The sequence below is a fragment of the Plantactinospora veratri genome (genome assembly GCF_036421995.1).
In the GTDB taxonomy this organism is placed as follows: domain Bacteria; phylum Actinomycetota; class Actinomycetes; order Mycobacteriales; family Micromonosporaceae; genus Plantactinospora; species Plantactinospora veratri.
The window spans coordinates 40,739-52,980 of record NZ_JAZGQL010000012.1; the positions used below are offsets into that span (position 1 = coordinate 40,739).

At 71.9% G+C, this 12,242-nt stretch carries 12 protein-coding genes; 10 read left to right on the forward strand and 2 right to left on the reverse strand.

The features are described 5' to 3' along the window. Positions 1 to 62: 62 nt before the first annotated feature. From V1634_RS17020 to V1634_RS17050, 7 genes are all read left to right on the forward strand, one after another. A complete protein-coding gene (locus V1634_RS17020) occupies positions 63 to 890 on the forward strand; it encodes an MEDS domain-containing protein (protein ID WP_331208810.1) in 828 nt (275 codons plus the stop codon). Further along, positions 887 to 1,846: a sensor histidine kinase gene (locus V1634_RS17025; RefSeq protein ID WP_331208811.1), complete on the forward strand. Its 960-nt coding sequence runs from the start codon at positions 887 to 889 to the stop codon at positions 1,844 to 1,846. The genes V1634_RS17020 and V1634_RS17025 overlap by 4 nt, the downstream gene beginning before the upstream one ends. A gap of 120 nt (positions 1,847 to 1,966) precedes the next feature. After that, positions 1,967 to 2,455, forward strand: a complete 489-nt coding sequence (locus V1634_RS17030) for a GNAT family N-acetyltransferase (protein WP_331208812.1) — start codon at positions 1,967 to 1,969, stop codon at positions 2,453 to 2,455. A 251-nt stretch (positions 2,456 to 2,706) separates the two neighbouring features. Beyond that, positions 2,707 to 3,183 carry a formate dehydrogenase subunit gamma gene (locus tag V1634_RS17035; RefSeq protein ID WP_331208813.1) on the forward strand — a complete coding sequence of 159 codons (477 nt, stop codon included), beginning with the start codon at positions 2,707 to 2,709 and terminating at the stop codon, positions 3,181 to 3,183. Continuing rightward, positions 3,180 to 4,760, forward strand: coding sequence for a formate dehydrogenase beta subunit (locus V1634_RS17040; RefSeq protein WP_331208814.1), 1,581 nt, complete (start codon positions 3,180 to 3,182; stop codon positions 4,758 to 4,760). Before V1634_RS17035 ends, V1634_RS17040 begins: the two co-directional genes overlap by 4 nt. Continuing rightward, entirely contained in the window at positions 4,757 to 7,570 is a 2,814-nt protein-coding gene (gene fdhF / locus V1634_RS17045; RefSeq protein ID WP_331208815.1) for a formate dehydrogenase subunit alpha, read from the forward strand. Before V1634_RS17040 ends, fdhF begins: the two co-directional genes overlap by 4 nt. Position 7,571: 1 nt before the next feature. Next, entirely contained in the window at positions 7,572 to 7,793 is a 222-nt protein-coding gene (locus V1634_RS17050; protein ID WP_331208816.1) for a formate dehydrogenase subunit delta, read from the forward strand. A gap of 111 nt (positions 7,794 to 7,904) precedes the next feature. On the opposite strand, the gene V1634_RS17055 is transcribed toward V1634_RS17050, so the two are convergent. Next, on the reverse strand, positions 7,905 to 8,561 hold the full coding sequence (locus tag V1634_RS17055) for a polyamine aminopropyltransferase (protein ID WP_331208817.1): 657 nt from the start codon (positions 8,559 to 8,561) through the stop codon (positions 7,905 to 7,907). A 281-nt stretch (positions 8,562 to 8,842) separates the two neighbouring features. Here V1634_RS17055 and V1634_RS17060 point away from each other — a divergent pair, with 281 nt between their 5' ends. From V1634_RS17060 to V1634_RS17070, 3 genes are read left to right on the forward strand one after another with little or no spacing between them, the layout of a single operon-like run. After that, a complete protein-coding gene (locus tag V1634_RS17060) occupies positions 8,843 to 9,694 on the forward strand; it encodes a hydroxypyruvate isomerase family protein (protein ID WP_331208818.1) in 852 nt (283 codons plus the stop codon). A gap of 1 nt (position 9,695) precedes the next feature. Further along, on the forward strand, positions 9,696 to 10,580 hold the full coding sequence (locus tag V1634_RS17065; RefSeq protein ID WP_331208819.1) for a 2-hydroxy-3-oxopropionate reductase: 885 nt from the start codon (positions 9,696 to 9,698) through the stop codon (positions 10,578 to 10,580). A gap of 12 nt (positions 10,581 to 10,592) precedes the next feature. Next, positions 10,593 to 11,768 (forward strand): glycerate kinase, encoded by a 1,176-nt coding sequence (locus V1634_RS17070; protein ID WP_331208820.1) that lies wholly within the window; start codon positions 10,593 to 10,595, stop codon positions 11,766 to 11,768. Positions 11,769 to 11,801: 33 nt separating this feature from the next. Here V1634_RS17070 and V1634_RS17075 read toward each other — a convergent pair whose 3' ends face one another. Next, a complete protein-coding gene (locus tag V1634_RS17075; protein WP_331208821.1) occupies positions 11,802 to 12,212 on the reverse strand; it encodes a VOC family protein in 411 nt (136 codons plus the stop codon). Positions 12,213 to 12,242 lie beyond the last annotated feature (30 nt).

Genomic DNA, 12,242 nt, shown 5'->3' on the forward strand with positions numbered 1-12,242 from the left:
CGGTTACCCGGCGGATGACCTGCGGGCCCGCGCGGCTTACACTCTCGGATGTGGGTGCCAGCGTGATCGACTTTCGTGCGGACTCGCCGTACGGTCATGTCTGCTGGTCCTACGACGATCCGGCGGCATTCGACCTCCGGGCCCGGCGGTTCCTCGCCGAGGGGCTGGCCGCCGGTGAGCGCGTCTGGTATGTCGTGCCAGGGAAGCCGGAGCCGGTCGTCGAGCGGCTGGCCGGGCTGGTCGAGTTCGCCGACGCGCTGCGGCGGGGCGCCGCCCGGGTGGTCGGACTGGACGTGACCTACCCGGGCGAGGTCATCGACCCCATGGAGCAGGTAGGCCGCTACACGGCCGCGACCGAGGCGGCCCTGGCCGCCGGCTACACCGGGCTGCGGGTCGTGGCGGACGCGACGCCGTTGGTGCGTACTCCGGCCCAGCTCGCGGCGTTCGCCCGTTACGAGCATGTGATCGACCGTTACATGCGGGTCCGGCCGCTCTCGGCGATGTGCGCCTACCACCGGCCCGAGCTGGGTGACCGGACGGTCGCCGACCTGGCCTGTCTGCACCCGGTGAGCAACGTCCCGGATGTCCTGTTCCGGCTCTACGCCTGCCATCCCGGCGACGGTGCCGCCGCGCTGGCGGGGGAGCTGGACACCTTCAACCACGAGATGTTCGCCACCGCGCTGGAGCACGCCGACCTGAACCCGGTCGACGGCGAGCTGGTGGTGCGCGCCGGTGACCTGCGGTTCATCGACCACAACTGCCTGACCCGGCTGCACGACTACGCCGGTGGTCGGGACGCCACCGCCGTGCTGCGGACCCCGTGGACCGCCGCCGCCCGCCTCGTCGAGATGCTCGGGCTCTCCGGCGTGCGGGTCGAGGCGGCGCGATGAGGACAGGCGCCGCCGCCGGCCACGAGGGCTATTACCACGAGGCCGTGACATACGACTCCGACGACGAACTTCTCGCGGTCGTGCTGCCGTTCCTGCTCGGCGGTGTCTCGGCCGGGGAGCCGACGGTGGTCTCCCTCGGCGAGCGGACCGGGGCACTGGTCCGGGCCGCGCTGCCGGCCGACTCGGGCGTCACCTTCCTGCCCGGCGGCGACCTCTACGCCCGCCCGGCCGTCGCGATCCGGTCCTACCAGCGGATGTTGGCCGGATACGTCGCCGGGGGCGCCGGGCAGATCCGGATCATCGGCGAGGTGCCCCGGGCCGCGCTCGGCGCGACCTGGGACTGGTGGGCCCGCTACGAATCGGCGATCAACCACGCGTACGACAGCTTTCCGCTCTGGAGCATGTGCGCGTACGACACCCGGATCACTCCGGCGCCGGTGCTCGAGGACGTGCTGCGTACCCACCCTCGGGTGGTCACCGCCGACGGCCGCCGGCCGAGCGAGACGTACACCGAGCCGAAGGCGTACCTGACGGAGGAGCGGCCGGTGCTGCCCGATCCGATCCAGCGGACGCCGCCGCTCGTCGAACTCGTCGATCCGTCGCCGAACCGGGCCCGGCAGGCGGTCTACCAGGCCGATTCCGGGGTGCTCCCGACCGAGGAGGTCGAGGATCTGGTCGTCGCGGTCAGCGAGACGGTGACGAACGCCCTGCGGCACGGCCGTTCGCCGGTCCGGTTCCGGCTCTGGGCCGGCGTGGACCGGATCGTCGTCGCGGTCAGCGACGAGGGGGGCGGGCCGGCGGATCCCTTCGCCGGCCTGCTGCCGGCGGCCGACGGCGGCGCGGGCGGGCTCGGCCTGTGGATCACCTACCAGTCGTGCAACCACGTGTCGGTCAACCGGAGTCCGGGCGCCTTCACCCTCCGGCTGACCGCCGGCAATCCGCACTTCACCGACTGACGCCGGCACCCGCCTTGGTTAGAGTGTCACCATCTGTCGCCGTCTGACGATGAGGGTGGGGATGGCCGACGCCGACGTGGTGCTGGACAGGTCCGCCCCGACGACGGCCGGAGGCCGCTGATGCGGATCCGGGCGATGGGGCCGGACGACGCCGCCGCCGTGCTGGCGATCTACCAGGCCGGGCTGGACACCGGACAGGCCAGCTTCGAGACCGCCGCTCCGAACTGGCCGGCGTTCGACGCCGGCCGGCTCGCCGCGCACCGGCTGGTGGCGGTGGACGACGGCGGTACGGTGCTCGGTTGGGTCGCGGTCAGTGCGGTCTCCACCCGGGCGGTCTACGCCGGAGTGGTCGAACACTCCGTCTACGTCCACCCCGCCGCGCAGGGCAGGGGAGTGGCGCGTGCCCTGCTGGACGCGTTGATCACCTCGACCGAGGCCGCCGGGATCTGGACGATCCAGTCCGGGGTCTTTCCGGAGAACGCCGCCAGCCTCACCCTGCACGAGCGGGCCGGCTTCCGGGTCGTCGGCGTACGGGAGCGGGTCGGGCGGCACCACGGCAAGTGGCGTGACGTGGTGCTGCTGGAGCGGCGTAGCCCGACGGTCGGCTGATCCCGGCGGGTGGCCGCGGTGTCGCCGCCGTCGGAGCGCGTCCCTGGCCACGAGGTCCCGCCGTTGTCCGGAGTGGAGCGCCCTCTGTCGGAACGCCTGTCCGCGGGCGATACTGGAAATTGATCAACGCTCGGCTCCCCTGGGGCGCTGGCGCTCGGCTGCTCGGGGGGCGTCTCCCGGCGATATTGCATACGGTATCCAAGGCGACGTATGGTGGAGGTCCAGTAGGCGCGAGTGGAGGTGGGATCCCCGTGGTCAGTCCGGACCCCTCGGTGACGGATCGGGTGCGCGCGCTGGTCGCGGCGCATCGTGGTGACCGCGGTGCGCTGTTGCCGATCCTGCACCGCATCCAGGCCGAGTTCGGCTATGTCGACTCCGACGTGGTGCCGGTGCTGGCCAGCGAGCTGAACATCTCCCGTGCCGACGTGCACGGCGTGATCACCTTCTACACCGACTTCCGGGCCGAGCCGCCCGGGCGGACGGTGGTCAAGCTCTGCCGGGCCGAGGCCTGCCAGTCCGTCGGCGCCGAACAGCTCGTCACGTACGCGGAGCGGACCCTGGGCGTCAAGGTAGGACAGACCACATCGGACGGTTCGGTCACCCTGGAGCAGGTGTTCTGCCTGGGCAACTGCGCACTCGGCCCGGCCGGTCAGATCGACGAACGGGTGCACGGGCGGCTCACCCCCGCCCGGCTGGACGCCCTGGTGACGAAGGCGGTGGACGCATGACGACCCCGGTGACGGTCTACGTACCCCGCGACTCGGCCGCGCTCTCGGTCGGCGCCGACCTGGTCGCCGCCGAGATCGAGCGAGCCGCCGCCGAGGCCGGCCGGTCGGTCCGGCTGGTCCGCAACGGCTCGCACGGCATGCTCTGGCTGGAACCGCTGGTCGAGGTGGTCACCGAGCGCGGCCGGATCGGCTACGGTCCGGTCGAGCCGGAGGCGGTCGCCGACCTGGTCGCGGCCGGGCTGTTCGACGGCGCCGACCACGAGCTGTGCCAGGGCGTCGTCGCCGAACTGCCCTGGCTGCGTGACCAGACCCGGCTCTGCTTCGCCCGGGTCGGCGTCACCGACCCGCTCTCCCCGTCCGACTACCTCGCACACGGCGGCCTGGCCGGGCTGCGCCGCGCCCTGGAACTCACCCCGGCCGAGGTGGTCGCCGAGGTCACCGGGTCCGGGCTGCGCGGCCGGGGCGGCGCGGGTTTCCCGGCCGGGATCAAGTGGAAGACCGTGCTGGACACCCCCGGCGAGCTGAAGTTCGTCTGCTGCAACGCCGACGAGGGCGACAGCGGCACCTTCGCCGACCGGATGCTGATGGAGGGTGACCCCTTCACCCTGATCGAGGGGATGACCATCGCCGCCCACGCGGTCGGCGCCACCGAGGGCTACGTCTACATCCGCTCGGAATACCCGGACGCGGTCCGGACGATGCGCCAGGCCATCGCGGTGGCCCGCGAGCAGGGCTGGCTCGGCCGCGACATCCTCGGCTCCGGGCTCCGCTTCGACCTGCACGTGCGGGTCGGCGCGGGCGCCTACATCTGCGGCGAGGAGACCGCGATGCTGGAGAGCCTGGAAGGCAAGCGCGGCATGGTCCGGGCCAAGCCGCCGATCCCGGCGATCACCGGCCTCTTCGGCAGGCCGACCGTGGTGAACAACGTGCTCACCCTGGCCTCGGTGCCGACGATCCTCGCCGACGGGGCGGCGGCGTACCAGGCGCTCGGGGTGGAGCGGTCCCGGGGCACCCAGGTCTTCCAACTCGCCGGCAACGTCGCCCGGGGCGGCATCTTCGAGACCGCCTTCGGGATGACGCTCGGCGAGCTGATCCACACCTACGGCGGCGGCACCCGCACCGGCCGGCCGGTCCGCGCGGTGCAGGTCGGCGGGCCGCTCGGGGCGTACCTCCCGGCGACCAACCTGGACCTGCCGATGGAGTACGAGGCCTTCGCCTCGGCCGGCGCGATGCTCGGCCACGGTGGCATCGTGGTCTTCGACGACACCGTCGACATGGCGGCGATGGCCAGATTCGCGATGGAGTTCTGCGCCGAGGAGTCCTGCGGCAAGTGCACCCCCTGCCGGGTGGGCGCGGTCCGGGGCGTCGAGGTGATCGACAAGATCACCGCCGGCCAGGACCCGGACGGCAACCTGGCCCTGCTGGGTGATCTCTGCGAGCTGATGACCGAGGGGTCGCTCTGCGCGATGGGCGGCCTGACACCGATGCCGGTACGCAGCGCACTGCTGCACTTCCCGGACGACTTCACCGTTCGCGGGGAGAGGTCCGCCGGCCGATACGAGGAGGCCACACCGTGAGCCTGTTGAAGGAACCCGACCTCGGCACCCCGGCGAGGCCCGGCCCGGCGACCGTCACCGTCGAGGTGGACGGACACCCCGTCGCCGTCCCCGAGGGCACCTCGGTGATGCGGGCCGCGGCGCTGAGCGGAATCGACATCCCGAAGCTCTGCGCCACCGACAGCCTGGAGGCGTTCGGCTCCTGCCGGCTCTGCCTGGTGGAGATCGACGGCCGACGCGGCACCCCGGCGTCCTGCACCACCCCGGTCACCGAGGGGATGAAGGTGACCACCCAGTCGCCGAAGCTGGAGAAGCTGCGCCAGGGCGTGATGGAGCTGTACATCTCCGACCACCCGCTGGACTGTCTCACCTGCTCCGCCAACGGCGACTGCGAGTTGCAGGACATGTCCGGCGTGGTCGGGCTGCGGCAGGTCCGGTACGGCTACGACGGCGCCAACCACCTGGACGAGAAGACCGACTCCAGCAACCCGTACTTCGACTTCGAGGCGTCCAAGTGCATCGCCTGCTCCCGCTGCGTACGGGCCTGTGGCGAGGTGCAGGGGACGTTCGCGCTGACCATCGAGGGGCGCGGGTTCGGCTCCAAGGTGTCGGCCGGCGGCACCGACTTCATGAGTTCCGAGTGTGTCTCCTGCGGCGCCTGCGTGCAGGCCTGTCCGACCGCCACCCTCCAGGAGAAGACGGTGGTGCAGCTCGGGATGCCGACCCGCAGCGTCGTCACCACCTGTGCCTACTGCGGGGTCGGCTGCTCCTTCAAGGCCGAGCTGCGCGGCGCCGAGCTGGTCCGGATGGTGCCGCACAAGGACGGCGGGGCCAACGAGGGGCACTCCTGCGTCAAGGGCCGCTTCGCGTTCGGCTACGCCACCCACCCGGACCGGGTGCTCACCCCGATGCTCCGGGAGAGCATCACCGACGAGTGGCGCCCGGTCGACTGGGAGACCGCGATCTCCTACACCGCCAGCAAGCTGATGGACATCCAGGCCCGGCACGGGGTCGGCTCGATCGGCGGCATCACCTCCTCGCGTACCACCAACGAGGAGGTCTACGTGGTGCAGAAGATGATCCGGGCCGCGTTCGGCAACAACAACGTGGACACCTGCGCCCGGGTCTGCCACTCGCCGACCGGGTACGGCCTGAAGCAGACCTTCGGCACCTCCGCCGGTACCCAGGACTTCCGCTCGGTGGCCCAGTCCGACGTGATCATGGTCATCGGCGCGAACCCGACCGACGCGCACCCGGTCTTCGCCTCCCGGATGAAGCGACGGATCCGCGAGGGCGCCAAGGTGATCGTGATCGACCCGCGCCGGATCGACCTGGTCCGCTCGCCGCACGTCGAGGCGGCGCACCACCTCCAGCTCGCCCCCGGCACCAACGTGGCGGTGGTGAACGCGATGGCGCACGTGGTGCTCACCGAGGGGCTGGTCGACCGGAGCTTCGTCGAGGAGCGCTGCGAGGACTTCGACGGCTGGGCCGAGTTCATCGCCCGGCCGGAGAACAGCCCGGAGGCGGTCGAGGAACTCACCGGGGTACCGGCCGAGGAACTGCGCGCGGCGGCCCGGCTCTACGCGACCGGCGGCAACGCGGCGATCTACTACGGACTCGGCGTCACCGAGCACAGCCAGGGCTCGACCATGGTGATGGGGATGGCGAACCTGGCGATGGCGACCGGCAACATCGGCCGGGACGGCGTCGGGGTCAACCCGCTGCGCGGGCAGAACAACGTGCAGGGTTCCTGCGACATGGGGTCGTTCCCGCACGAGCTTCCCGGCTACCGGCACATCTCCGACGACGTCGTACGCGGGGTGTTCGAGAACATGTGGGGGCGCGAGCTGCTGGCCGAACCGGGCCTGCGGATCCCGAACATGTTCGACGCGGCGCTCGACGGCAGCTTCCGGGCGCTCTTCGTGCAGGGCGAGGACATCGCCCAGTCCGACCCGAACATCAAGCACGTGCACGCCGCACTGGCGGCGCTGGAACTGCTCGTGGTGCAGGACCTGTTCCTCAACGAGACGGCGAAGTTCGCCCACGTCTTCCTGCCCGGCACCTCCTTCCTGGAGAAGGACGGCACCTTCACCAACGCCGAGCGCCGGATCAACCGGGTACGCCCGGTGATGCCGCCGAAGACCGGCAAGCATGAGTGGGAGATCGTCGCCGAGATCGCGGAGGCGATGGGCTACCCGATGCGGTACGACCACCCGAGCCAGATCATGGACGAGATCGCCGCGCTCACCCCGACCTTCGCCGGAGTCTCCTTCGACAAGCTCGACAAGCTCGGCAGCGTGCAGTGGCCCTGCAACGACAGCGCGCCGGAGGGCACCCCGATCATGCACATGGAGGGCTTCGTCCGGGGCAGGGGGCGGTTCGTGCAGACGCCGTTCGTGCCGACCCGGGAGCGCAGCACCCGCAAGTACCCGCTGATCCTGACCACCGGCCGGATCCTCAGCCAGTACAACGTGGGGGCGCAGACCCGGCGGACCAGCAACGTGGAGTGGCACCCGGAGGACGTACTCGAGATCCATCCGCACGACGCGGAGGTCCGGGGCATCAACGACGGCGACGAGGTCACCCTGGCCAGCCGGGTCGGCGCCACCTCGCTGCGCGCGGTCCTCTCCGACCGGATGCCGGTCGGCGTGGTCTACACGACCTTCCACCATCCGGTCACCGGGGCGAACGTGGTCACCACGGAGAACTCCGACTGGGCGACCAACTGTCCCGAATACAAGGTGACGGCGGTGCAGGTCGGCCTGAAGAATCCGCCGGCACCGGTCGGGGCGACCGTGGCGGAGACCCGGCTGCCGGCGATGGTGGACTGAGATGTCGACCCACACCGGGACCTCGCCGCAGGTCAGACTCGCCAACGAGATCGCCGTGCACTTCCGGCACCAGGCGCCCGAACAGGCGGCGGCGGCGATCGCCGGGCACATCCGGGCGTTCTGGGATCCGCGGATGCGGGCCGAGCTGCTGGCCCGGGCCGAGGCCGAGCCGGACACGCTCGACCCGCTGGCCCTGGCCGCGGCCCGGCTGCTGACCGGCTGACACCCTCGTCTCCGAGTGCGTCGCGGTCCGGGACGGCGCTGCTGGTCTCTGCGCTGATTTCCCTGGCCGGCGCTCTGCTCTGGACCTGACCCGGGTTCATCGGGCGAGGTCCTAGCCGGATGGTCCTTCCCATTCCGCGACGTAGACCGTGTTGGTCGCCTCGCGGTCCTGTAGGTGGTTGTGGAAGCGCACCACCTGCGCGACCGGCCTTGCGAAGACCTCGGCGAGGGTGCGGGTGAACTCCTCGTCCGGCGGGTCGTTCGACCAGAGCGCGAAGACGCCGCCCGGTCGTAGGTGGTCGGTGAGCCGGCGCAGGCCCTCGCGGCCGTAGAACACCGCGTGGCTCGGGTGCAGGACCTGCCGTGGCGTGTGGTCGATGTCCAGCAGGACGGCGTCGAACCGCCGGCCCGGTGCGTCGGGATCGAATCCGGTCCCGTGGGCCATGGCGAAGAAGTCGCCGTGGACCAGCCGGCTGCGTGGGTCGGCGGTCAACTCGGCGGCGTGCGGCAGCAGCTCGTCTCGGTGCCACTCGATCACCGCATCGAGCCTCTCCACCACGGTCAGCGACCGCACCCGGGGGTCGGCCAGTGCCGTGCGCGCGGTGTAACCGAGCCCGAGCCCGCCGACCACCACGTCGAGTCCGGTGCCGGGGAGCCGCGCCAGGCCGAGCCGGGCGAGTTCGATTTCGGCCACCGGGAACAGGCTGGACATGAGGAACTCGTCGCCGAGTTTGACCTCGTAGACGTCGATCCGCAGAGAGGGTTCCAACCGCCGCCGAAGACTGATGGTGCCGATGGGCGTGTCGCGTCGGTCGATCTCCTCGAAGCGTGCGATCAACCCCGGGGCCACCCCTCTGTCTCGTCCGCTGGTGCCGGAATCGTATCGCCGGCCCGGACGTCCGCGCCGGGCGGGGACGGGTCAGGGCGTACGGCGGTCGCCTCGCCTCCCGGACAGCGGTTGCGGGAACGGCGACTGGTGTACACTGCCTCCATACTGCATACAGAATTCTGTAGGTAATGCCAGATGTCATCCAGCCGCCGGGAGGATCCGTGCCCGCACATCACCTCCGCTACGACGTGAACTGCTCGATCCTCTTCACCGAGCTGCCGCTGCTGGAGCGGCCGGCGGCGGCGAAGGCGGCCGGATTCGACGCCGTCGAGTTCTGGTGGCCGTTCGCCGAGCCGGTGCCCCGAGCCTCCGAGGTGGAGGCCTTCCTCGCCGCCATCCACGACGCCGAGGTGCAACTCGTCGGGCTGAACTTCTTCGCCGGAGACATGCCCGGCGGCGACCGGGGCGTGGTCTCCTGGCCGGCCCGGTCCGCCGAGTTCCGGGAGAACGTCGAACTGGTCGCGATGATCGGCGCCGCCACCGGCTGCCGATCGTTCAACGCCCTCTACGGAAACCGGATCGCCGACCTGCACCCGGCGACCCAGGAGGAGACGGCGGTGGCGAACCTGGCCTTCGCCGCGTCCGCGGTCGCCCGGATCGGCGGCACCGTACTCGTCGAGGCGGTCAGCGGACCGCAACCCTACCCGCTGCGTACCGCCGCAGACGTGGTCGCGGTACTCGACCAGTTGCTGGTCGAACGCGACGCCCGCAACCTGGCCTTTCTCGCCGACCTCTACCACCTCACCGTCAACGGCGACGACGTGCCGAAGGTGCTCGCCGAGCACGCCGACCGGATCGGGCACGTGCAGATCGCCGACGCACCCGGCCGGCACGAGCCGGGCACCGGCGAGATCGACCTCGACGGTCAGCTCGACCAGCTCGGCCGGGCCGGCTACCGCGGCTGGGTCGGCCTGGAATACCTGCCCAGCGGGCCCAGCGCGGAGAGCTTCGAGTGGCTGCCCCGGCACCGCCGGAGCGGCGGTGCCGACCAGACCAACGAAGGGGATCGCTGAAATGACCAGCATCGGTGTCATCGGCCTCGGCATCATGGGCGGCCCGATGGCCGCCAACCTGATCAAGGCCGGCCACGACGTCGTCGGCTACGACGTCAGCCCGACCCGCAACGCCGCCCTGGAACAGGCCGGTGGCAAGGTCGCCGCCAGCATCGGTGAACTGGTGCGTCAGGTGGACGTGGTGATCACCATGGTCCGCGACTCGGCCGACGTCGAGGCGGTCGCCCTCGGCGAGGACGGCGTCCTGGCCAACGCCCGTCCCGGCCAGCTCTACGTCGACATGAGCAGCATCTCGCCGGGCACCTCCCGGCAGGTCGCCGAGGCCGCCAGGCCCCGCTCGGTGCGGGTGCTGGACGCCCCGGTCAGCGGCGGCGAGGCGGGCGCGATCGAGGGCACCCTCTCCATCATGGTCGGTGGCGAGCCGGCGGACTTCACCGCCGCCCGGCCGATCCTGGAGGTGCTCGGCGCCACCGTCGTGCACGTCGGCCCGGCCGGCGCCGGCCAGACCGTGAAGGCGGCCAACCAGCTCATCGTGGCCGGCACCATCGAACTGGTCGCCGAGGCGATCGTCTTCCTCGAGGCGTACCAGGTGGACACCGAGGCGGCGGTCAAGGTGCTGGCCGGTGGCCTGGCCGGTAACCGGATCCTGGACCGCAAGGCGGCCGGGATGCTGGCCCGGCAGTTCCAGCCCGGCTTCCGGATCGACCTGCACCACAAGGACATGGGGATCGTCACCTCGGCGGCCCGGGAGGCCGGGGTGGTGATCCCGCTCGGCGCGGCGGTCGCCCAGCTCATCGCCGCGCTCAAGGCACAGGGTGACGGCGGCCTCGACCACAGCGCGCTGCTCAAGCTGGTCGAGCAGCTCTCCGGCCGGTCCGCCGGCTAGCCAGCCACGCCGATGGGGCACGTGCTGCTGGCACCGGACAAGTTCAAGGGCTCGCTGACCGCCGCCGAGGTCGTCCGGCACCTGACCGCCGGGCTGCGCCGGGCCGCACCCGGCACCGAGGTACGCGGCTTCCCGGTCGCCGACGGCGGCGACGGCACCCTCGACGCGGCGGTCTCGGCCGGCTTCCACCGGGTCCCGGTCTCCGTCGCCGGTCCGACCGGCGCGCCGGTCCAGACCGCCTTCGGGTACGCCGACGGCGTCGCCGTGGTCGAGATGGCCGACGCCTGCGGGCTGCGCCGGCTGCCGGCCGGGGTACCCGATCCGCTGCACGCGAGCAGCCGCGGTGCCGGCGAGGTGATCCGGGCGGCGCTGGAGTACGGCTGCCCGGAGGTGGTGCTCGGGCTCGGCGGCAGCGCCAGTACCGACGGCGGGGCCGGGCTGGTCAGCGCGCTCGGGGTACGCCTGCTCGACGAACGCGGCGCGGAGTTGCCGCCCGGCGGTGCGGCGCTGCGCCACCTGCACCGGGTCGACCTGACCGGGCTGCACCCGGCGGTCCGGCGTACCCGGTTCGTGGTGGCCGGAGACGTGGACAATCCGCTGCTCGGCCCGACCGGCGCCGCCGCCGTGTACGGCCCGCAGAAGGGTGCGACCGCCGACGACGTCGCGGTACTGGAGGCGGGCCTGACCCGCTGGGCCGACCTGGCCGAGCCGGCGATCCGGGCGGTTGGCCCGCTCGGCGCCGCCCCGGGTCCTCGGGTCCGGGACCGGGCCGGTGCGGGTGCGGCCGGTGGGGTCGGGTTCGCCGCGCTCGGTTTCCTCGGGGCGCGGTTCCGGCCCGGCATCGAACTGCTGCTCGACCTGCTCGGCTTCTCCGAGGCGGTGGCCGGCGCGGACCTCGTGGTCACCGGTGAGGGATCGCTCGACGCGCAGAGCCTGCGCGGCAAGGCGCCGGTCGGGGTGGCCGGGGCCGCCGTCCTGGCCGGCGTGCCCACGGTGGCCGTCGCCGGCCAGGTCAGTGTGGACCCGGCGGAGCTGCGGGACGCCGGCATCCAGGCGGTCTACCCGCTCACCTCGGTCGAACCGGACCCGGCGGCCTGTCTGCACCGCGCCGCCGAGCTGGTCGAGAGGGTCGCGGAGCTGCTCGCGGCCGACTGGCTGGACCGGTCCGGGCAGGGCACGCAGCGCTGAACCGGGTCACTCCGTGGCCGCCGACAGGTCTGCTTACTCCCCGGTCGACGTCGCCGGTGGCCGCAGTACGCAGAACTCGTTCCCGTCGGGGTCGGCGAGCACGTGCCAGGCCCAGCCGTCCTCCTCGACGGGACGCTCCGTCAGGCATCGCGCGCCCAGCGACAGCAGCCTGGCCACCTCTGCCTCCAGGTCGGGTACCCGCAGGTCCAGATGCATCCGGTTCTTGTCCCGCTTGGTTTCGGGAACCCGCTGCAACAGCAGTTCCACGCCGTCCCCGTTCGGGGGCAGCAGCCGCCGGTAACGGCCCGGGGGTGCGGGAGGCTCGGCGAGGTAGCCGAGCGCGCCGCCCCAGAACGTCGCCGAACGGTTCAGGTCGGCGCAGTCGAGCACAATCGCCAGGACCACGTCGGTCCGTCCACCGAATCGGGTTGGCCGGGCAGTCATTGCGACAGGCTACCTCGAGGCACCCGAATG

Excerpts from the sequence above, each read along its gene's own strand:
- V1634_RS17025 (WP_331208811.1), top strand. The coding sequence starts at position 887 with ATGAGGACAGGCGCCGCCGCCGGCCACGAGGGCTATTACCACGAGGCC.
- V1634_RS17030 (WP_331208812.1), top strand. The coding sequence starts at position 1,967 with ATGCGGATCCGGGCGATGGGGCCGGACGACGCCGCCGCCGTGCTGGCG.
- V1634_RS17040 (WP_331208814.1), top strand. The coding sequence starts at position 3,180 with ATGACGACCCCGGTGACGGTCTACGTACCCCGCGACTCGGCCGCGCTC.
- V1634_RS17050 (WP_331208816.1), top strand. The coding sequence starts at position 7,572 with ATGTCGACCCACACCGGGACCTCGCCGCAGGTCAGACTCGCCAACGAG.
- V1634_RS17065 (WP_331208819.1), top strand. The coding sequence starts at position 9,696 with ATGACCAGCATCGGTGTCATCGGCCTCGGCATCATGGGCGGCCCGATG.
- V1634_RS17070 (WP_331208820.1), top strand. The coding sequence starts at position 10,593 with ATGGGGCACGTGCTGCTGGCACCGGACAAGTTCAAGGGCTCGCTGACC.
- V1634_RS17075 (WP_331208821.1), bottom strand. The coding sequence starts at position 12,212 with ATGACTGCCCGGCCAACCCGATTCGGTGGACGGACCGACGTGGTCCTG.